The sequence below is a fragment of the Limnohabitans sp. Hippo4 genome (assembly GCF_003063605.1).
Taxonomy (GTDB): domain Bacteria; phylum Pseudomonadota; class Gammaproteobacteria; order Burkholderiales; family Burkholderiaceae_C; genus Limnohabitans_A.
On sequence record NZ_NESE01000006.1, the window covers coordinates 39,367 to 58,437 of the forward strand.

Genomic DNA, 19,071 nt, shown 5'->3' on the forward strand with positions numbered 1-19,071 from the left:
GCCTTTGACCCTTTGCGCTTGAAAGCTTTCTCATGAACGCACTCACCAACATCGATGCTTTGTCCCGCGCAGATCGCCAGGCGCAAGTGGTGGCTGCCCTGAGTGCGGCACTGCCCCAGCATGCCTTGCTCTACACGCTAGAAGACACCGTGCCGTTTGAGTGCGATGGGCTCACAGCTTACCGAGAGCGCCCCTTGGTTGTGGCCTTGCCCGAAACCGAAGCGCAAGTGCAAGCTGTGCTCAAAGCCTGCCACGCCTTGGCTGTGCCCGTGGTGGCGCGGGGTGCTGGCACGGGTTTGTCCGGCGGCGCCATGCCCCACAAAATGGGCGTGACCTTGTCCATGGCCAAGTTCAACCAAATTGTCAAAGTGGATGCGGTGTCGCGCACGGCGGTGGTTCAATGCGGCGTGCGCAACTTGGCCATCTCAGAAGCAGCCGCGCCACATGGTTTGTATTACGCACCCGATCCCTCCAGTCAAATTGCCTGCACCATTGGTGGCAATGTGGCCGAAAACTCGGGCGGTGTGCACTGCCTGAAATACGGTCTCACCTTGCACAATGTGCTCAAAGTCAGAGGCTTCACCATTGAAGGCGAACCCATCACCTTTGGCAGCGATGCATTGGACACCACGGGTTTTGATTTGTTGTCGGTGTTGGTCGGCAGCGAAGGCATGCTGGCCATCACCACCGAAGTCACCGTCAAGTTGGTGCCCAAGCCGCAACTCGCACGCTGCATCATGGCCAGCTTTGACGACATTCGCAAAGCGGGTGATGCGGTGGCGGCAGTGATTGCCGCCGGCATAATTCCAGCAGGACTGGAAATGATGGACAAACCCATGACAGCAGCGGTCGAAGATTTTGTGAACGCAGGCTACGACCTGAATGCCGAAGCCATTTTGCTGTGCGAAAGCGATGGCACGCCCGAAGAAGTTGAAGAAGAGATTGGTCGCATGAGCGACGTGCTGCGCGGCTGCGGCGCCACCGCCATTGCCGTGAGCAAAGACGAAGCCGAGCGCTTGCGTTTTTGGAGCGGTCGCAAAAATGCCTTCCCAGCTTCGGGCCGCATCAGCCCCGATTACATGTGCATGGACTCCACCATTCCGCGCAAACGATTGGCCGACATTTTGTTGGCCATTGCAGAGATGGAAAAGAAATACCAACTGCGCTGCGCCAACGTGTTCCACGCCGGCGATGGCAACCTGCACCCGCTCATTTTGTTCGATGCCAACGACCCCGACCAAATGCACCGCTGCGAGTTGTTTGGCGCCGACATTTTGGAAACCAGTGTGGCCATGGGCGGCACCGTCACGGGAGAACATGGTGTGGGCATTGAAAAGCTCAACAGCATGTGCGTGCAGTTTTCTGCAGAAGAAAACGCACAAATGTTTGCAGTGAAAAAAGCCTTTGACCCTTTGAGCTTGCTCAACCCCGGCAAGGTCATTCCAACACTGAACCGTTGTGCTGAATACGGCAAGATGTTGGTTCGCGGCGGACAAATTTCTCACCCTGATTTGCCGCGGTTTTAACAAACCGTGACACACCAGCAGCCCAGCCCTTAGCGCTGGGCTTTGATTTCAGCGCTGTCCAAAAATGGCGGTGCCCACCCGCACGCAGGTGCTGCCCTCGGCAATGGCCGCCTCAAGATCACCGGTCATGCCCATGGACAGGGTGTCGACGCTCAAACCAGCAGCTTGCAAACTGTCGAACAAATCTTTGGCTTGATGGTGGACGGCGCGAGCAGCCGCTTCGTTTTCTGCAGGTTCAGGAATGGTCATGATGCCGCGCAACTGCAGGTTTGGTAATTTCGCGACCGCTTGCGCCAATGCCAACAGCTCGCTGGGTGTCACGCCAGATTTGTTGCTGCCGCCATCGACATTCACTTGCAAACAAACTTGAAGCGGTGGCAAGTTGACAGGTCGCTGCGCAGACAAACGCTCTGCAATTTTCAATCGATCGATGCTGTGGACCCATGCAAAATTCTCGGCCACCAACTTGCTCTTGTTACTTTGAATAGGGCCAATGCAATGCCACTCTAAAGGCAAATCTGCCAATGAAGCGATCTTGTCGACGCCCTCTTGAATGTAGTTTTCGCCAAACGCGACTTGCCCCGCAGCATAAGCCTCGCGCACTGCTTGCGCAGGCATGGTCTTGGACACAGCCAACAAATGGACCGCCTTGGCGGGACGTTTTGCCGCAAGGCATGCAAGCTCAATTCGCTTGCGCACTTGGGCGAGATTGGCTGAAACTGAAGTACTCATGCAACAAGCTTACCAAATCTCAGCAGCACAAGGAAACGCATGGCCCATGCTGCTGCGCTTGGCAAGAAGCGTAGGCGCCTCCGATGTGCACTGGTCAACTGGCGAGTCTGCTTGGCTGCGCATCGATGGCCAACTGCAGCGCGTGTCGGTTTCTTGCACCTCGCACAGCATGTACCGTCCTGAGATGTCGAGCGTGTTGTGCGACCAAGATGTGCACGACATTCGCACCGCCTTGATCCATGCCCAGGGTTTGGACACAGCCTCCAATTTGCACCCTAGCGCCGCGCTCAACAACGTCGACTTTGCAGTCAGCTTGCCCGAGCTAGGACGCTTTCGTGTCAACGCATTTGAGCAAGCGCGCGGGCCTGCACTGGCGCTGCGTCTGATTCCCAATGAGATGCCCCAGCTCAAGCATTTGAATGCCCCAGCGTGTGTTGCCAATTGGGCCCTGCAGCGCCATGGCTTGTTGCTTTTCACGGGTCCCACCGGCAGCGGCAAGTCCACCTTGCTGGCGGCCTTGCTGCATCACATCAACACCGAGCGCAAAGTTCACATCGTGACCTTGGAAGACCCGATTGAGTTCATTCACACCTCTCGCAACAGCTTGGTGCACCAGCGTGAGGTTGGACGCGACACACCTGACTTTGAGTCGGGCTTGCGTGCGGCCCTGCGCGAGGATCCCGATGTGCTGTTGGTCGGCGAGTTGCGTGACAGCCGCACCATCAAACTGGCACTGACAGCGGCCGAAACCGGCCACTTGGTACTGGCCACCCTGCACACCGCCAGTGCGCCGCAAGCCGTCGACCGATTGGTCGATGCCTTTCCCTCGCAGGAGAGAGAAGGGGTGCGTGCCTTGTTTGCAGAAAGTTTGGTGGCGGTGCTCACTCAAACGCTGTGCCCCCACCGCTCAGGTTTGGGGCGTGTGGCTGCACACGAAATCATGGTGGCCACCCCGGCCGTGCGCAACCTGGTGCGGGAGGGCAAAGTGAGCCAGTTGTATGCCCTTTTGCAAACCGGCCACGCAGTGGGCATGCAAACGCTGGACCAAAGCTTGCAAGCTTTGTATGAGAAACAAGAGATCAGCCAGCAGACGCTGGCCTTGCTGCGCAAATACCCGTAAAACTCAAAACTGGTGGACAATCACGGCTTGAAAGATTAAGCCCTGTCTTCATTTTTTGATTCACCCTTCTTTTGAAACCCAACACTGAACCCATCATGAGCAGCTTGAACGCCAAAACCTACGAACCCGCACCTTCACAACATGTGGCCTTTTTGGGCCTTGGCGTCATGGGTTATCCCATGGCAGGTCACTTGGCACGTGCCGGTCACGCTGTCACGGTTTACAACCGCAGCGAAGCCAAAGCAGCCGCTTGGTGCCAAGAGTTTGCCGACTCACGTCAGCCAGCTCATGCGCCCACACCCCGTGAAGCCGTGAAAAACGCAGACATCGTTTTTTGCTGCGTGGGCAATGACGACGATTTGCGCGCTGTGGTTTTGGGACCTGATGGCGCTTTTGCAGGCATGAAAAAAGGCGCCATTTTTGTGGACCACACCACGGCGTCTGCCAACGTGGCACGTGAACTTTACGCAGCCGCCAAAGCGCAAGGTCTGAACTTCATCGATGCACCCGTGTCGGGTGGTCAAGGTGGCGCGCAAAACGGTTTGTTGACCGTGATGTGCGGTGGTGATGCCCCCATCTTCGAAGTCACCAAACCAGCCGCCATGGCCTTCTCTCGTGCCTACACTCTGATGGGTGAGTCTGGCGCCGGCCAATTGACCAAGATGGTCAACCAAGTTTGCATTGCGGGCTTGGTGCAAGGCTTGTCGGAGGCAGTTGCCTTTGGTCAAAAGGCCGGCCTCGACATGAACCTGGTGCTGGACGTGATTGGCAAAGGTGCTGCACAAAGCTGGCAAATGGACAACCGCGGCAAGACCATGGTGGCCGACAAGTTTGACTTTGGTTTTGCCGTCGATTGGATGCGCAAAGACTTGGGTCTGGTGATGGACGAAGCCAAACGCAATGGCGCGCGCTTGCCCGTCACGGCCTTGGTGGACCAGTTCTATGCCGACGTGCAGCAAATGGGTGGCAAGCGCTGGGACACTTCCAGCTTGATCAAACGCTTGAAGTAAGCAACGCTCTGCATGACACAGAAAAAAAGGGCTCTGAAATTCAGAGCCCTTTTGCTTGGTCTTGCTGTACTTTGCGCGGCAATTAAATTTTGGGTTGCGCTTGCGGCGACAAGGGTTGTGCGCTGATGCGTTTGAGTTCTTCTTCCGTGATGGTTTCAAACACGCGCACCACCTTGACCACGCCATTGACGCTGCCGCTGCGTGCAATTTCAGAGGCGCGCTGTGCTTCGCGGGCTGTGACACGTCCCATCAAGTAAACAATGCCGCGCTCGGTGACCACTTTGAAGGCGTTGGATTGCAGATCTTTGGCATCCACCAACAAGGCTTTGATTTGGCCTGTGGTGATGGCGTCCTTAGATCGCTGTGTGAGCGAGCTGGCAGGTTCAATGGCCAAGTCATTCACCACGGACGACACGTTTTCTTGGCTCTTGGCCAAGCGCTCAGCGCGCTCTTTCTCGGCGGCAGAGCTGACTTCACCCGTCAAGAGCACCATGCGGTTGTAGCTGGTGACATTGACGTGCGCTGCATCGCTGAGGTTTTGTCGCAAACCTTGCGCCGTGCGCAACTCGATGCCTTCGTCTTCCAATTGAATACCGGCGGTGCGGCGGTCAATGGCCACCATGCCACTCATCACTGCGCTGCCCACCACCAAAGGTGCGCAGGCCGACAAACTGGAGATGACGGCACCGACGGCCAAACCAGACAACATCCAACGTTTGAGATTGAGTTTCACTTGAGTAATCCTTAGAGAGTCTTGAAATATTTTAATCGGGTGCAGACAGAATGTGAATTGCGCCAGTTTGGAAGGTGATTAGGACAAGGTGTCTTGGTCACCCATGAGTTGGGCGTCCACACCATCGCACAGGCAATGCAAAGCCAGTTGTTGGACTTCGCGAATGCGGGCAGCACGGTCATGGGGGATTCCTACGTGCACATCGGTCTCGCGCAAGGCCTTGGCCACAGCACCGCCGCCTTTGCCTGTGAGGGCAATGACGGTCATGTCGCGTTCGTGGGCTGCATGCAAAGCGCGCAACAAACCTTCTTCTTCGCCATTGGCGGTGAGCAGCAACAGCACATCACCCGCTTGGCCCAATGCGCGGACTTGTCGCGCCAAGCCGGCATAGGCGGGATCGCCCAAGCCTTCGTGGCGCAAAGCGATGGCCGCCAGTTCGGGACGCTCGCGTTCAAAGCCACCCACGAACAAGCTGGCAAAGTACTGTGCCAAAGCGGCTGCACTGCCCTCGCCGCAAACCATCACCTTGCCACCACTGGTGACGCAGGCCATGAGCGCCTGGACGCCCGCATCCAAGGGTTTGGCCAAGGTTTCGGCGGCCTGGTATTGCAGGTCGGCACTGTCGATGAAATGTTGCTGAATTCGCAGGTCTAGCATGCACTGGATGATACCCCCAGCCCATGCGGCACCGCCAGCCATTTACCAAGTGCCGGCCTCAAATGCAGCCTTCTGCCAAATGAGGCCATCGGGCTCCCAGGCAATCACATCGAAACGGGTGGGCGGCAGTTGCTGCCAGCGCCACAAAAAATACCGCGCCGCAAAGACAATGCGCCTTTGTTTGGCGCGACTGACACTGCCCAGCGCCCCGCCAAATTGGCGCTGCGAACGCTTTCGAACCTCAACAAACACCAAGGTGCTGTCAGATTCTTGCAAAATGAGGTCAATTTCGCCGCCACCCCTGCCAGGCGTTCGATAATTGCGTTGCAGCAAGCGCAAGCCCTGATGTTGTAAAAAGTGAAGTGCCGCATCTTCTGCAGCATCGCCAGATTGTTTGGTGGTTTGCTTGAAGCGGGTTTGCATACTGCTTTGATTTGTAGGACCAAGGATACCCATTGACGTCGATTTACAGCCACGCCTTCCAAGTAGCCCGCGAAGCAGTGGGTCCTCAAAACCACCCCGCCAGCACACTGTATGTGGTGGCCACCCCCATTGGCAATCTGGCCGACATCACTTTGCGTGCTATGTATGTCATTGAAAGGGCTGACACCCTGGCATGTGAAGACACGCGCCACACCCAGCAAATGTTGCGCGCCTATGGTTTAGATCGCAGCAACTCTCAATTGCTTGCCGTGCACCAACACAACGAAGCCGAGGCCGCTGCGCAAGTCATTGCACGTTTGGCGCAAGGCCAACGTGTGGCCTATGTCAGCGATGCCGGCACGCCGGCCATCAGCGACCCTGGTGCGCGCTTGGTCGCTGCCGTTGCGGCTGCCGGTTACAGAGTGATGCCTTTGCCTGGCGCCAGCAGCGTCACAGCCCTGCTCAGTGCCTCGGGCATGACCGGCGAAGGCGGCTTTGTGTTCACTGGCTTTTTGTCTTCCAAAGCCACCGAACGCCAACGCGCCATCGACACCCTGATGGGGGAATCGCGCGCTGTGGTCTTGCTTGAAGCGCCGCATCGCATTGAAGCCTTGGCCCAAGCCTTGTCTCAATTGGGCTCACGCTTGATCACCGTGGGACGTGAACTCACCAAACAATTTGAAACAGTGCACACACTGCCTGCACATCAACTGCCCGCCTGGTTTGCAGAAAAAGCCGATCATGTGCGCGGTGAGTTTGCGCTGGTGATTCACGCTTTGGACAAGCCCACGCAAGACGCCAACGAGGCCTTGGATGCCGACAGTTTGCGCACACTGAAATTGCTGTTGACCGAGCTGCCGCTGAAGACGGCCGTCAAACTGACCAGCGACATCACAGGCGCTTCTAAAAACGTGGTTTACGACACCGCACTGAGTTTGAAAAAAGACCAGGATTAACGATGCTGCACGGCCCGCTGAATGCAAGGCCTACTGCTTGAAAGCTTAGCGCTTGCGCAGTCCCAACCACATCACTGCGCCCACCACCAAAGCCGCACCCACCAATTGAATGGGGGCAATGGCTTGATCGAGCAAGGCCCAAGCCAGGGTCAAGGCAAACACGGGCTCCACATTCATGATGGCCGAGTTGCCCACCACGCCCAAGCGAGGCAGTACCGTGAACAAAATGGTGAAGGCAGTGCCGTACAAAAAGGTCAGCATGCCCAAACCCCACCAACCTGCAGGTGCGTTAGGCAAATGAAAACCGCCTTGGCTGACCGCCACCGCCACGGCCAACACACCCACCAAAGACATGGAAGAAAAGGTGCGCACACGACCATCCAAGCCGGCGGTTTCGTGTTGGGTGTAGACCAGTGCCAAGCCAAAGGTGGCTGAAGCAGCCAGCGCAAACGCCACGCCACTGCCAATTTGTGCCCAATGCTCGGATGCGCCCAAACCAGAGGTCGCACCCATCACATCCAGCGCCAACGCCAGGCCCACCAAAATGATGGGCATGCTCCAGAGCACCGCTTTTTCGGGTTGGTGTTTGTAAAGGACGCGCGCCCAAAATGCGGTCGACAAAGGGTATGTGTTGAACGCCAACAAGGCCAGGGCCACAGGCAATCGGGCCACCGATGAATACAAGCACACGCTCTGAACCGCAATGATCAGACCGATGAGTGGCAAGTATTTTTTGTGATGCGGCTGAATTTGAATTTGGACTTTTTGTTGCCACAAAATCAAACCGACCACCAAAGCCGTGACCGCACTTCGGAAGCTCACTGCGGTGATCACGTCCACGCCATGGTTGAACGCAAAGCGCGCGGCCACATGGTTGGCGCCCATCATGAAGGCCACCAACAACAAGGTGGCAAATGCCGTGATGGACAGGGCTTTGGATGTTTCAGTCATGGGGTCATTGTGTCGGGTACAGGCCGCGAACGCTGGCATGCAGGCGACTGAGACCCAACAACGCATCGGTGTAAGGGGTGCTGACTTGCGTCAATTGACCCAACTCGCGCACGCCACTGACCAACGCATCAAGCTCCACCGTTTTACCGGCTTCGACGTCTTGCAACATGGATGTTTTGAACGCACCCAACTTCAGCGTGACCGCATGCCGGTCCTCGGGGGTTTGGGCAATGGGAATGCCTATTTTTTCGCCGATGGCTTTGGCCTCCAGCATCACCTTCGAGACAAAATCACGCACCAAATCGTCTTTCAAAATGAGGTCGGTGGTGGCGCCCGTGATGGCGCTGATGGGGTTGACGGTCATGTTGCCCCAAAGCTTGTACCAAACGTCTTTTTGAATTTGGGCGGAGGGGCTGGCATTGAACCCTGCAGCGCTCAAATCAGCGACCAATTGCTGCACGCGCGCACTCACCTGGCCGTGTTGATCGGCAGGTTCACCCAAAATCAAACCTTGACCGAAGTGATGCCGCACCACGCCGGGTGCATCGAGGGAACAACTGGCATGCACCACACAGCCCACCACGTGGTGGGAGGGAATGGCTTTGGCAATGCGCCCTTCTGGGTCAATGGTACTCAGCGTCGTGCCTTGCAACTTGCCACCAAAGCCTTGGAAGAACCACCAAGGCACACCGTTCATGGCCGTCATCACCATGGTGTTGGGGCCGAGCAAGGGTGCAATGCCCTTGGCCACGTCCGCCATGGCGGGCGCTTTCACGGCAACGATCACCAAATCTTGTGGGCCTAAATCTGCGGGGTTGGCAGACACTTTGACATCGGCTTTGAGGCGCGCCTCTGCCGCTTCCGTTTGAACACACTGAAGTCCATTCTTCTGCAAGGCTTCAAGCGTGGCACCTCGCGCCACCACACTCACCTCGTGCCCTGTTTGCGCCAAGTGCACGCCGATCCAACCGCCAATGGCACCAGCGCCATAAATGCAAACTTTCATAAACGGTAACTTTCTTCAGGGCGCACGATGCTGCGATCGACTTGTCGGATCAGGGCATCGAGCACATCGGTGCCAGCACCGTGGTTGGGGTTGAATTGCAAAGCATCGCGTGTGCATTTGGCGGCAATGTCTTCACTCACAGGAATGACCGCTTGTGCACCCCCCATGCTGAAGGTGGCCAATTGAATTTCGCAGGCACGTTGCAGGGTCCACAAAATGGCAAAGGTTTGCGGCAGTGTGGCACCCCATGACAGCAAGCCATGGTTGCGCAAAATCACAGCCTGCTTGTTGCCAATGCTTTTGAGCAAGCGCGGTGCTTCATCGGCATGGATGGTGATGCCTTCAAAGTCATGGTACGCAATCATGTCGTGGAGTTGCGCGGTGTAAAAATTGGTTTGTTGCAAACCGTCTTTCAAACACGCCACCGACACACCTGCGGTGGTGTGCGTGTGCATGACGCAATGGGCACCGGGCAAGCTGTCGTGGATGGCCGCATGCACCGTAAAGCCGGCAGGATTGACGGGGTAGGGCGAACCATCCAAGGCTTTGCCCTTGAGGTCAATCTTAACCAAGTTGCTGGCAGTGACTTCGCTGTAATGCAAACCAAAGGGATTGATCAGGAAATGTTTTTCGGCGCCACTCACTTCTTGCGGCAAGCGCAAGGTGATGTGGTTGTAAATCATCTCAGTCCAGCCCAAGAAAGCAAAGACGCGGTAGCACGCCGCCAATTGCACACGGGACTCCCATTCTTTGGGATGCACCTCATGCTGCAAAGAGCGTACCGTCGGCAGTTGATGCGTCAGCATGATCAATACACCTGGCCAGACGCGGGCAACTCAATGCCTGCATTGGGTTTGAATTTTTTCGCGAGTGCAGCTGTTTGGCGTACCAAGATTTGCGTGTCCAAACCCACGGCCACAAACAAAGCACCCAGCGCCAAGTAGTGTTTCGCTTGCGCCTCATCGGATGTCAAAATGCCTGGCGCTTTGCCTGCTTTCAAAATGCGTGCAATCGCATCTTCAATTGCAGCTTGCACTTCTGGGTGATTGGGATCACCCACGTGGCCCAAAGAAGCAGACAAATCGGCGGGACCAATGAAGACACCATCCACACCAGGTGTGTTGGCAATGGCGTCCAAGTTTTTCAAAGCTTCACGTGTTTCGGCCTGCACCAACAAGCAAACTTGTTCATTGGCCTCTTTGGTGTAATTGGGAAACATGCCCCAGCGTGAAGCACGTGCACCCCCCATACCGCGGATGCCGCCCTTGCCATCATTTTGCGGATAACGCATGGCTTGAACCAAGTGCGCGGCTTGCTCGGGTGTGTCCACCATGGGAATCAGCAATGTTTCCGCGCCCAAATCTAAATACTGTTTGATCAAAGCGGCATCGCCCACTGGAACACGCGCAATGGCGTTGTTCACTGGATAAGCAGCGATGGTCTGAAGTTGCTGCTGAATACTTTGTAAATTATTAGGCGCATGTTCGCCATCGATCAGTAACCAGTCGAATCCCGCCATGGCGCAAATTTCTGCACTGTAACTGCTTGCCAAACCCACCCACAAACCAATTTGCGCGTGCTTTTCTGTGATGGCTTTTTTGAAACGATTGACAGGAGTTTTCATGTGGCTTCTTTCAGTTGAATTTAAATTGCAAACGACCTAAGGGGCCGTAGTCTGCGTCGAACACATCGCCCACTTTGGCAGGCACCGGTTTGGTAAAGGAGCCGGCCAACACAATCTGGCCTGCTTTTAAATGCTCACCCCAGGGTGCCAACTTGTTGGCCAACCATGCAATGCCCACTGCGGGGTGACCTTGTACGCCGGCTGCCAAACCTGTTTCTTCCACCACGCCATTGAGCTTGAGAATGGCGCCGCACCATGGCAAGTTGGTGGTGAGGGGGTCGACTTTTTCTGCGCCCACCACAATGCCGGCATTGGCCGCGTTGTCGCTGATGGTGTCAAACACTTTGCGCATCACTTTGGTGTGACGGTCAAATTGCTCGATGCGTGAATCAATGATTTCGATGGCAGGTGTGACGTACTCGGTGGCCGCCAACACCTCATCAACAGTGACGTTGGGGCCTTGCAAATCTTTTTTCAAGACAAAGGCCAACTCCACTTCCACACGCGGCACCACAAAGTCGGTGTAGGCAATGTCTAGCGTTTGACCAGGCGTGCAGGTATACAGCATGTTGTCGAGCAGCGTGCCGTAATCAGGTTCATCGATTTGGCTGGCCTGCTGCATAGCGCGCGAGGTAAGGCCAATTTTGTGACCAATCACTTGACGGCCTTGCGCCAATTGCAAAGCCACCCATGCGCGGCTCACACGGTAACCGTCTTCAATGGTCATGCCGGGAAAGCGTTTGGAAAAGTGCTCAACTTGCTTGCGCGTGGTTTGCGCTTCCTGCAATTCGGCAGCCAGTTCTGCAATGCGTTGGGAATCAAACATGCGTTTCTTTCAAAGGGCCGCAAACAAAGGATGGATGTTGCTGTGCTTGTTGTCAAACACTTCGGGGCCCACATCTATTTGCAAGGTGATGCCAATGTGGCGTTTGGCAAAGAGATCGGCGAAATGTTTTTGGGTGACCTCGACCAAGGTGTCGCCTGCGCGTTTTTGCGTAGCCTCACTGCGCCCCTTGCCCATGCGCACATTCAAATACACAAACGCATAATCTTCCGAGCCGCCATGCGGGTTGTTGTCAAACTGCGCGGCCTTGCGGCCTGCTGTACCACCATCGGCTACGGCATAGTGCGGCGCAGGATAGGCCAACACGCGCGTACCGCCAGTGGGAAAAACTTGCTTGCCAGCTTCGTCCACCACCGTCAGCATGGCATCAGCCAAATCACGGCATAAGACCTTCATGTTGGTTTCAGCATCCAACTGGCCTGTATAAAGAATCACCAAATGCGGCATGTGACAACTTTCGAAATGAATTACAAACGGCTGGCCCCTGCGGCATAAACGGCAGAGGGATCTTTCAAGGTTTTGAGGTTCAGGCTGGTGACCGCATGCCCTGCTTCGTCCAAGACTTCGGTCACAGGAAACACCACGTTGATTTGTCCTGTGCCCGAACTGGGAAAGTAAGGCGTGACCACTTCTGCTTTGCCTTGGTATTGATCCCAGCCTAACAAACCCAGCAACATAGCGGTGTCGTGCATGAAACCTTCACCATGGCCTTTGGCGGCGTACTCGGGCAGCATGGCGCAGAAAGTTTTCCAATCGCCGCGCTGCCACATCTCAACCACGCCGTGGTCTAACTGCTCTAAAAAGGGACTCCAGATTTTGTTGGCGTACTCGGGTGCCAAACCATTTTGTGCAAAACGGTGCGACAAAGAGCCGCTGGCAAAGAAGGCCACCTTGCCGTCGTAATGTTGCTCTACGGCACGGCGCATGGCCCAACCCAATTGGGCGCTTTCGGCCAAGGAGTGCACCATGCAGAGCGCCGACACCGAAATCACTTTGTAGTGGCGGTCGGTGTTCATGTAGCGCATAGGCACCAGCGTGCCGTATTCCAACGCCAAGCTGGTGTGCTCATGCGCCAGAGTGGTCACGCCCGCTTCATTGCAGGCCTTGGCCAAGATATGGCCCAGCGCTGGATTGCCATCGTACTCATACGGCATGTTGCTGATGAAGTGCGGTAACTCGTTGCTGGTGTAGTTGCCTTTGAAATGCGCGGCATTGTTCAGGTGGTACGCCGAGTTCACCAACCAGTGCGTGTCAAACACCACAATGGTGTCGACACCCAACGCACGGCAACGCCGGTCAATTTCGTGATGTCCGTCAATGGCGGCTTGGCGTGTGCCTTTTTGCGGACCGTCCAACTCGCTCAAATACATGGACGGCACGTGCGTGATTTTGGCAGCGAGTGAAACTTGTCCCATGTTCAGACTCCCCAATGTGGAATGTGATGCGAGCCCATCGACACCGCCACGTTTTTAGGTTCGCAAAAAACTTCGTAACTCCAAGTGCCACCTTCGCGACCTGTGCCGCTGGCCTTGGTGCCACCAAAGGGTTGACGCAAGTCGCGCACGTTTTGGCTGTTCACAAAACACATGCCCGCCTCTACCGCAGCCGCCACGCGGTGTGCGCGGCCAATGTTTTCGGTCCACACATAACTGGACAAGCCATATTGAATGTCGTTGGCCAATTCAATGGCGTGCGCTTCGTCGCGGAAGGGAATGATGCAGGCCACAGGGCCAAAGATTTCGTCTTGCGCAATCTTCATGCGGTTGTCGACATCGGCAAACACAGTGGGCCACACAAAGTTGCCGTTCTTCACGCGGTCTGGCAGCACGGCGGCGTACGAAGGCTTGTCCAATCCACCACACAACATCGTGGCGCCTTCTTTGGGACCCAACTCAATGTAACTTTTGACTTTGGCCAAATGCGCTTGGCTGATCATGGGGCCAACGATGGTGTTCTCGTCCAAGGGATCGCCCACTGAAATGCGCTTAGCGCGCTCTGTGAACTTTTGCACGAAGTCGGCATAGATGCTTTGCTGTACCAAGATGCGACTGCCTGCCGTGCATCGTTCACCGTTGTTGCTGAAGATCATGAACACCGCGGCGTCCAAGGCGCGCGGTAAATCGGCGTCTTCAAAAATCACGAAGGGTGACTTACCGCCCAACTCCATGCTGAATTTTTTCAGGCCCGCACTTTGCACAATGCGATTGCCAGTAGAGGTAGAGCCTGTGAACGAAATGGCGCGCACATCAGGGTGCGACACCAAGGGCTCGCCCGCATCACGGCCATAACCGTGGACCAAATTCAACACGCCAGGTGGAACGCCCGCTTCCAAAGCCAGCTCACCTAAACGTGCGGCCGACATGGGCGACAACTCGCTCATCTTCAACACGGCGGTGTTGCCAAAGGCCAAGCAAGGCGCCACTTTCCAAGTCGCAGTCATGAAGGGCACATTCCAAGGACTGATCAACGCGCAAACACCGACGGGGTGAAACAAGGTGTAGTTCAAATGGGTGGGCGTGGGATAAGTGTGGCCATCCACGCGCGTGCACATTTCTGCGAAGTAAGAAAAATTATCAGCCGCACGTGGCACCAATTGTTTGCCGGTTTGCGAAATGGTTTGACCGCAATCACGTGTTTCTGTTTCTGCAATCTGAGGCACATGCTTGGTGATCAGTTCGCCTAACTTGCGCATGATCTTGGCGCGCTCTGCAGCGGGTGTGCCTGCCCATTTTGGAAAAGCGGCTTTAGCCGACGCCACAGCTTGGTTCACTTCATCGGTACCGCCCGAAGACACTTCGGCCAGCACTTCTTGCGTGGCAGGGTCGCGGGTTTCAAATGTTTGTGAGCTGGCAACGGCTTTGCCGTCAATCAAATGGTCAATGCGCATTTCTTGTTTCCTCTGTTCATGTCTTCGCTGGCAGATGAATCACTCACCCAAGGTGTTGATCAACTCGCCCACACCTTCAATGCTGGTCACGATCACATCGCCCACATTGCAATTCACCACACCATCGGGTGTGCCCGTCAAAATCAAATCGCCGGGTTGCAGCGTCATAAAGGCACTGAAATACTCGATCAAAGTCGGCACATCAAAAATCATGTCGCGCGTGTGGCCACTTTGCGTCACCTTGCCGTTCACGGTGGTTTGCAAACTTAAATTTTGAGGACTGCCGTACTGGTCGTGAATGTCTTTGGCGTCTACCAACCAGGGTCCAATGGGCGTGCAGGTGTCGCGGTTCTTCACACGGAAATTGGGGCGATACCAGTTTTCCAAATAATCACGAATGGCGTAATCGTTGGCCACGGTGTAACCGCCCACATACTCGTAGGCATGTTCTTTTTTCACGTTCTTGGCCGTGCTGCCAATGACGACGGCCAACTCGCATTCGTAGTGCATGTGGGTTGCGTCTTGCGGCCTGCGAGTGAAGGCCTTGTGACCGATCAAGGAGGCCTCGCCTTTCACAAACACCAAAGGTTCTTCCGGCGCTTTGAAGGCCAACTCTTTGGCGTGATCTGCATAGTTCAAACCCAATGCCAAAATGGTTCGGGCCTGAGGCACAGGCGCCAAAGGCGGCAACCACACCACCTCGTCAAACTTCAAACGTTTGCCAGCCCAAGGACTGCGCGTGAGCAACAACTCACCATCCGATTCCACCGCTTCGTGAACGGCGCCAGCCCATGCAATGCGTGCGTGTTTCATGCGGCACCTCCCACGAATGTGTTGACCAAGGTGTCAAAACCATTAGCGGAAATTTCCACCACGTCACCCACCTTGGCGCGAGGGCGCTTGCCATCGGGCAAGCAGTCGCTGCCGAGCAACAACACATCGCCCTCTTGAAAGGTCATGAACTCAGCAATGTCTGCCAGCAAAGTTTGTGATTTGCGCACAGTGTCTGCGTAGTTCACACGCTGCACCTCTTTGCCATTCACCTTGACAGTGAGCACCACCGCGTCGGACTTGACCTGCGCAATGCCCAGCGCTTTGGACCCCACGCCCAAGAAGCCATCCACACATTTGAACTTCACAGGCGGCCTGTAATAACTCTCGTGCGGAATGGACACATCGTTCACCAACACACAAGCCACGGGTTTGGCGTCTGCGCCGAACACCCAAGCCAAGTTGGCACCAATGTCCACATCGGCCACTGCTGAAGGAATTGCGATGCTTGCCCCCGACGCTGTGAACGTGTTGGCCGTTTTGATGAACAGCACGGGTGCTTTGGGTTCGCCTTTGTAGGGCGCCTCTGGCATTTGCGACGCTCTTAAATTCCATTCTTGCTGAAAATTCAACAGAGCGCCGTACACGGTGCCTTGCGGCCAATAGCATGCATCACTGTTTAGGCTGGGATTCATTTTGCTCATTCCATTTCTTCAATCGCCTCGTCCATTGGAGACGTCTCCAACTGAATCACGGCATCTAACAACTGATACAACTGCGCCAATTTTTGTTTGCCCAGTTCGCTTTCCATCCAGGCGTAATGCGCCTCAATGGCTTCCGATAATTTGGCCACTTTGGACAATCCCAATGGGGTGGCCCGAACCACTGTGCGCCGCGCATCTTGCGAACAACGGCTGCGCTCAATCAACCCATCGCGCTCCATGCGTGTCAGCACACCCGTCAAACTGGGACCGAGTAAAAACGCTTCGCGTGCCACACGCCCCGTCTCCACACCTTCAGCACCATCCTTGCTGTTGGCATGCTCACCCAGCACTCGCAGCACGCGCCACTGCTGATCTGACAGCCCATGTTCGCGGAGGCTCGGACGCGTGTGCGTCATCACTGCCTCGCGAGCTTGCAGCAGCAGGCGAGGCAAATTGCGGTGAACAAAAGCTTGTTGTTTCATGGTGTTTGAATTTATTTAACATGTTAAATGAATTTCAAAGCGCCGCAAAATCGGGTTAACCCGCGCCTTGGCTCAAAATAGCCTCATGGGCTTGTCTCATGAGCCAGCGCACAGGGAATAATTGCGCCATGAACACCTCATTTTTTGATGCCCACGCCATCCGATTGGTCCAAGCACCTATGGCTGGATCACAAAACCATGCCTTGGCGGCGGCCGTTTTCAAAGCGGGTGGCTTGGGCAGCATTCCCGCAGCCATGCTCAATGCCGAGCAACTGCACAAAGAGTTGACCGCATTTCAAGGGGCCATCTCAACGGCAGTTCAGTCTCGTTCGGCTTGGGGCACCCTGCTCCCTCTTAACGTCAATTTCTTTTGTCACACACCGCCAGAGGCGCAACCCCACAAAGAAGCCGCCTGGCGCCTGAAACTCCACCCGGCCTACCAATCACACGGCATTGACCCAGCGACGGTGGGCTCTGGGCCAGGCCGCGCGCCTTTCAGCGAAGAAAGCCTCGCGCTCATGGGCCAATTCAAACCTGCGGTGGTCAGCTTCCACTTTGGTTTGCCAAAGCACGAGTGGGTGCAACAACTCAAAGCTTGTGGCATTCAAATTTGGTCCTCCGCCACCACCGTCCTAGAAGCCCAATGGCTGGAGCAACATGGCGCCGATGCCGTCATTGCGCAGGGACTGGAAGCTGGTGGCCACCGCGGCATGTTTCTCACAGACGATCTCAGCACCCAAGTGGGCACCCTGTCTTTGTTGCCTCAAATCGTTAAAGCGGTGACAGTGCCTGTGATTGCAGCGGGGGGCATTTCAAGTGCAGCAGCCGTGAAAGCGGCGCAAAGCCTGGGCGCCAGCGCGGTCCAGGTGGGCACCGCATTTTTGACCAGCCACGAGGCCACCACCAGCGCCCTGCATCGACAAGCTTTGATGTCAGAGCGCGCACGTCATACGGCTTTGACCAACTTGTTCAGTGGCCGACCCGCGCGCGGCATTGTGAACAAGTTCATGCAAGACTTTGGGCCCCTCAACCCTGACGTCCCCGATTTCCCCTTGGCCACGGCAGCGGTCGCCCCATTGCGTACAGCCGCTGAAGCGCAGGGTTCTGGCGACTATTCGCCTTTGTGGTCTGGTCAAAACGCGTCCGATTGCGAGGCCTTGCCTGCTGCCGACATTGCCCACAAACTCTTGCAAGCTTGGTCCTCATGAAGTTCATCGCGCGTTTGTTCGCGTCGGAGTGTTAGGCTCAACCCATGGCCAAAGACAAAACCATTTTCACCTGCACCGATTGCGGTGGCACCACACCACGCTGGCTGGGCAAGTGCCCCGCGTGCGGCGCTTGGAACACCCTCATTGAAAGTACCGTCGACGCTGGTGGCAACGCCAAAAACCGGTACACCAGCCAATTTCAAGCCTTGGCCAAAACGTCCGAGCTCACCAAGCTGGGCGAAATTGAAGCCACAGACGTCGACCGCAGCCCCACCGGCATTGAAGAGCTCGACCGTGCTTTGGGCGGCGGCGTGGTGGAAGGCGGCGTCGTCCTGATTGGCGGCGATCCCGGCATCGGCAAATCCACCTTGCTGTTGCAAGCGCTCGATGCCTTGCAACGCAAGGGCATGAACACTTTGTATGTGACGGGCGAAGAAAGTGGCGCCCAAGTGGCCCTGCGTTCCAGACGACTAGGCCTGGACCACAGCCAGGTTCAGGTATTGGCCGAAATTCAACTGGAAAAAATCCTGGCCACTTTGCAAAGCGAGCGGCCCCACATTGCAGTCATTGACTCCATTCAAACGGTTTATTCCGACCAACTCACTTCGGCCCCAGGCTCGGTGGCACAAGTCCGGGAATGTGCCGCGCATCTCACGCGCGCAGCCAAAGCCACCGGCACCGCCATTGTGTTGGTGGGCCACGTCACCAAAGAAGGCGCGCTGGCCGGACCCCGTGTTTTGGAGCACATGGTCGACACCGTTTTGTATTTTGAAGGAGACACGCACAGCAGCTTCCGCCTCATTCGGGCCATCAAAAACCGCTTTGGTGCCGTCAACGAAATTGGCGTTTTTGCAATGACCGAAAAAGGCCTGAAGGGCGTTTCTAACCCCAGCGCCATCTTTTTGTCGCAGCATTCAGAGCCCGTGGCAGGCAGTTGTGTCATGGTCACTTTAGAAGGCACCCGACCTTTGCTGGTCGAAATTCAAGCCTTGGTTGACAGCGGCGGACCCAGTCCGCGAAGGCTGTCGGTGGGTCTTGAAAGAGACCGCTTGGCCATGCTCTTGGCCGTCTTGCACCGCCATGCCGGCGTGGCCTGTATGGACCAAGACGTGTTTGTCAATGCGGTAGGCGGCGTTCGCATCAGCGAGCCTGCTGCTGACTTGGCGGTGATGTTAGCAATTACTTCATCACTTCGTGGCAAGCCTTTGCCCAAGGGTTTTATCGCCTTTGGCGAGGTCGGTTTGGCAGGCGAAGTACGGCCAGCACCCCGCGGCCAAGAGCGCCTCAAAGAGGCTGCCAAGTTGGGCTTTACCGTGGCCGTGGTGCCCAAAGCCAACGCGCCCAAAAAGAACGACAAGAACTTTGAAGGCCTCACCATTTATCCGGTTGACCGCATTGAAGACGCCATGAACTGCGTCCGCGGACTTTAAGATCGGA

General features: G+C 56.0%; 21 protein-coding genes. 6 read left to right on the plus strand and 15 right to left on the minus strand.

What is annotated here, in order from left to right; translation table 11 throughout:
- The first annotated feature begins 32 nt into the window (after positions 1 to 32).
- Complete coding sequence (locus B9Z46_RS13545; protein ID WP_108257149.1) at positions 33 to 1,526, plus strand: FAD-linked oxidase C-terminal domain-containing protein; 1,494 nt, start codon at positions 33 to 35, stop codon at positions 1,524 to 1,526.
- Between the two features lie 48 nt (positions 1,527 to 1,574).
- Here B9Z46_RS13545 and B9Z46_RS13550 read toward each other — a convergent pair whose 3' ends face one another.
- The gene (locus B9Z46_RS13550; RefSeq protein WP_108257150.1) at positions 1,575 to 2,258 is read right to left on the minus strand and encodes a YggS family pyridoxal phosphate-dependent enzyme; all 684 of its coding nucleotides are present in this window, start codon (positions 2,256 to 2,258) and stop codon (positions 1,575 to 1,577) included.
- A gap of 46 nt (positions 2,259 to 2,304) precedes the next feature.
- On the opposite strand from B9Z46_RS13550, the gene B9Z46_RS13555 reads away from it, so the two are divergent.
- Both B9Z46_RS13555 and B9Z46_RS13560 read left to right on the plus strand, forming a co-directional pair.
- Positions 2,305 to 3,378 (plus strand): type IV pilus twitching motility protein PilT, encoded by a 1,074-nt coding sequence (locus tag B9Z46_RS13555; RefSeq protein ID WP_108257197.1) that lies wholly within the window; start codon positions 2,305 to 2,307, stop codon positions 3,376 to 3,378.
- A 95-nt stretch (positions 3,379 to 3,473) separates the two neighbouring features.
- Positions 3,474 to 4,388: an NAD(P)-dependent oxidoreductase gene (locus B9Z46_RS13560; RefSeq protein WP_108257198.1), complete on the plus strand. Its 915-nt coding sequence runs from the start codon at positions 3,474 to 3,476 to the stop codon at positions 4,386 to 4,388.
- An 82-nt stretch (positions 4,389 to 4,470) separates the two neighbouring features.
- Here the strand turns inward: B9Z46_RS13560 and B9Z46_RS13565 are convergent, their stop codons facing one another.
- From B9Z46_RS13565 to B9Z46_RS13575, 3 genes are all read right to left on the minus strand, one after another.
- Complete coding sequence (locus tag B9Z46_RS13565; RefSeq protein WP_055359555.1) at positions 4,471 to 5,121, minus strand: BON domain-containing protein; 651 nt, start codon at positions 5,119 to 5,121, stop codon at positions 4,471 to 4,473.
- 78 nt (positions 5,122 to 5,199) lie between these two features.
- On the minus strand, positions 5,200 to 5,778 hold the full coding sequence (locus B9Z46_RS13570; protein WP_055361790.1) for an SIS domain-containing protein: 579 nt from the start codon (positions 5,776 to 5,778) through the stop codon (positions 5,200 to 5,202).
- 42 nt (positions 5,779 to 5,820) lie between these two features.
- A complete protein-coding gene (locus B9Z46_RS13575; protein ID WP_199220614.1) occupies positions 5,821 to 6,234 on the minus strand; it encodes a YraN family protein in 414 nt (137 codons plus the stop codon).
- Here B9Z46_RS13575 and rsmI point away from each other — a divergent pair.
- Positions 6,234 to 7,157, plus strand: coding sequence for a 16S rRNA (cytidine(1402)-2'-O)-methyltransferase (gene rsmI, locus B9Z46_RS13580; RefSeq protein ID WP_108257151.1), 924 nt, complete (start codon positions 6,234 to 6,236; stop codon positions 7,155 to 7,157). The genes B9Z46_RS13575 and rsmI overlap by 1 nt on opposite strands.
- A gap of 45 nt (positions 7,158 to 7,202) precedes the next feature.
- On the opposite strand, the gene B9Z46_RS13585 is transcribed toward rsmI, so the two are convergent.
- From B9Z46_RS13585 to hpaR, 11 genes are read right to left on the minus strand one after another with little or no spacing between them, the layout of a single operon-like run.
- Positions 7,203 to 8,108: a DMT family transporter gene (locus B9Z46_RS13585; RefSeq protein ID WP_108257152.1), complete on the minus strand. Its 906-nt coding sequence runs from the start codon at positions 8,106 to 8,108 to the stop codon at positions 7,203 to 7,205.
- 4 nt (positions 8,109 to 8,112) lie between these two features.
- A complete protein-coding gene (locus tag B9Z46_RS13590) occupies positions 8,113 to 9,114 on the minus strand; it encodes a 2-dehydropantoate 2-reductase (protein ID WP_108257153.1) in 1,002 nt (333 codons plus the stop codon).
- On the minus strand, positions 9,111 to 9,920 hold the full coding sequence (locus B9Z46_RS13595; RefSeq protein ID WP_108257154.1) for a class II aldolase/adducin family protein: 810 nt from the start codon (positions 9,918 to 9,920) through the stop codon (positions 9,111 to 9,113). Before B9Z46_RS13595 ends, B9Z46_RS13590 begins: the two co-directional genes overlap by 4 nt.
- Before the next feature lie 2 nt (positions 9,921 to 9,922).
- Positions 9,923 to 10,738 (minus strand): aldolase/citrate lyase family protein, encoded by an 816-nt coding sequence (locus tag B9Z46_RS13600; protein ID WP_055359549.1) that lies wholly within the window; start codon positions 10,736 to 10,738, stop codon positions 9,923 to 9,925.
- Positions 10,739 to 10,748: 10 nt separating this feature from the next.
- On the minus strand, positions 10,749 to 11,564 hold the full coding sequence (gene hpaH / locus B9Z46_RS13605; protein ID WP_108257155.1) for a 2-oxo-hept-4-ene-1,7-dioate hydratase: 816 nt from the start codon (positions 11,562 to 11,564) through the stop codon (positions 10,749 to 10,751).
- 9 nt (positions 11,565 to 11,573) lie between these two features.
- Positions 11,574 to 12,029: a 5-carboxymethyl-2-hydroxymuconate Delta-isomerase gene (locus tag B9Z46_RS13610; protein ID WP_108257156.1), complete on the minus strand. Its 456-nt coding sequence runs from the start codon at positions 12,027 to 12,029 to the stop codon at positions 11,574 to 11,576.
- A gap of 20 nt (positions 12,030 to 12,049) precedes the next feature.
- Positions 12,050 to 12,997, minus strand: coding sequence for a 3,4-dihydroxyphenylacetate 2,3-dioxygenase (gene hpaD, locus B9Z46_RS13615; RefSeq protein ID WP_108257157.1), 948 nt, complete (start codon positions 12,995 to 12,997; stop codon positions 12,050 to 12,052).
- Positions 12,998 to 12,999: 2 nt separating this feature from the next.
- Positions 13,000 to 14,469, minus strand: coding sequence for a 5-carboxymethyl-2-hydroxymuconate semialdehyde dehydrogenase (hpaE, locus tag B9Z46_RS13620; protein ID WP_108257158.1), 1,470 nt, complete (start codon positions 14,467 to 14,469; stop codon positions 13,000 to 13,002).
- A gap of 39 nt (positions 14,470 to 14,508) precedes the next feature.
- Entirely contained in the window at positions 14,509 to 15,282 is a 774-nt protein-coding gene (locus B9Z46_RS13625) for a fumarylacetoacetate hydrolase family protein (protein ID WP_108257159.1), read from the minus strand.
- Entirely contained in the window at positions 15,279 to 15,935 is a 657-nt protein-coding gene (locus B9Z46_RS13630; protein WP_108257201.1) for a fumarylacetoacetate hydrolase family protein, read from the minus strand. Before B9Z46_RS13630 ends, B9Z46_RS13625 begins: the two co-directional genes overlap by 4 nt.
- 5 nt (positions 15,936 to 15,940) lie before the next feature.
- Positions 15,941 to 16,426, minus strand: coding sequence for a homoprotocatechuate degradation operon regulator HpaR (gene hpaR / locus B9Z46_RS13635; RefSeq protein WP_108257160.1), 486 nt, complete (start codon positions 16,424 to 16,426; stop codon positions 15,941 to 15,943).
- 128 nt (positions 16,427 to 16,554) lie between these two features.
- On the opposite strand from hpaR, the gene B9Z46_RS13640 reads away from it, so the two are divergent.
- Together B9Z46_RS13640 and radA are read left to right on the plus strand one after the other, a co-directional pair.
- The gene (locus tag B9Z46_RS13640) at positions 16,555 to 17,634 is read left to right on the plus strand and encodes a nitronate monooxygenase family protein (RefSeq protein WP_108257161.1); all 1,080 of its coding nucleotides are present in this window, start codon (positions 16,555 to 16,557) and stop codon (positions 17,632 to 17,634) included.
- 44 nt (positions 17,635 to 17,678) lie between these two features.
- Positions 17,679 to 19,064 carry a DNA repair protein RadA gene (gene radA / locus B9Z46_RS13645; protein WP_108257162.1) on the plus strand — a complete coding sequence of 462 codons (1,386 nt, stop codon included), beginning with the start codon at positions 17,679 to 17,681 and terminating at the stop codon, positions 19,062 to 19,064.
- Positions 19,065 to 19,071 lie beyond the last annotated feature (7 nt).

Bases quoted from the DNA above. Each gene is read 5' to 3' on its own strand.
- B9Z46_RS13595 (WP_108257154.1), bottom strand. From the start codon at position 9,920: ATGCTGACGCATCAACTGCCGACGGTACGCTCTTTGCAGCATGAGGTG.
- hpaD (WP_108257157.1), bottom strand. From the start codon at position 12,997: ATGGGACAAGTTTCACTCGCTGCCAAAATCACGCACGTGCCGTCCATG.
- hpaH (WP_108257155.1), bottom strand. From the start codon at position 11,564: ATGTTTGATTCCCAACGCATTGCAGAACTGGCTGCCGAATTGCAGGAA.
- radA (WP_108257162.1), top strand. From the start codon at position 17,679: ATGGCCAAAGACAAAACCATTTTCACCTGCACCGATTGCGGTGGCACC.
- B9Z46_RS13600 (WP_055359549.1), bottom strand. From the start codon at position 10,738: ATGAAAACTCCTGTCAATCGTTTCAAAAAAGCCATCACAGAAAAGCAC.
- B9Z46_RS13555 (WP_108257197.1), top strand. From the start codon at position 2,305: ATGCTGCTGCGCTTGGCAAGAAGCGTAGGCGCCTCCGATGTGCACTGG.
- B9Z46_RS13550 (WP_108257150.1), bottom strand. From the start codon at position 2,258: ATGAGTACTTCAGTTTCAGCCAATCTCGCCCAAGTGCGCAAGCGAATT.
- B9Z46_RS13590 (WP_108257153.1), bottom strand. From the start codon at position 9,114: ATGAAAGTTTGCATTTATGGCGCTGGTGCCATTGGCGGTTGGATCGGC.
- B9Z46_RS13630 (WP_108257201.1), bottom strand. From the start codon at position 15,935: ATGAATCCCAGCCTAAACAGTGATGCATGCTATTGGCCGCAAGGCACC.
- B9Z46_RS13585 (WP_108257152.1), bottom strand. From the start codon at position 8,108: ATGACTGAAACATCCAAAGCCCTGTCCATCACGGCATTTGCCACCTTG.
- B9Z46_RS13560 (WP_108257198.1), top strand. From the start codon at position 3,474: ATGAGCAGCTTGAACGCCAAAACCTACGAACCCGCACCTTCACAACAT.
- B9Z46_RS13575 (WP_199220614.1), bottom strand. From the start codon at position 6,234: ATGGGTATCCTTGGTCCTACAAATCAAAGCAGTATGCAAACCCGCTTC.
- hpaR (WP_108257160.1), bottom strand. From the start codon at position 16,426: ATGAAACAACAAGCTTTTGTTCACCGCAATTTGCCTCGCCTGCTGCTG.
- B9Z46_RS13640 (WP_108257161.1), top strand. From the start codon at position 16,555: ATGAACACCTCATTTTTTGATGCCCACGCCATCCGATTGGTCCAAGCA.
- B9Z46_RS13545 (WP_108257149.1), top strand. From the start codon at position 33: ATGAACGCACTCACCAACATCGATGCTTTGTCCCGCGCAGATCGCCAG.
- B9Z46_RS13570 (WP_055361790.1), bottom strand. From the start codon at position 5,778: ATGCTAGACCTGCGAATTCAGCAACATTTCATCGACAGTGCCGACCTG.
- hpaE (WP_108257158.1), bottom strand. From the start codon at position 14,469: ATGCGCATTGACCATTTGATTGACGGCAAAGCCGTTGCCAGCTCACAA.
- B9Z46_RS13625 (WP_108257159.1), bottom strand. From the start codon at position 15,282: ATGAAACACGCACGCATTGCATGGGCTGGCGCCGTTCACGAAGCGGTG.
- B9Z46_RS13610 (WP_108257156.1), bottom strand. From the start codon at position 12,029: ATGCCGCATTTGGTGATTCTTTATACAGGCCAGTTGGATGCTGAAACC.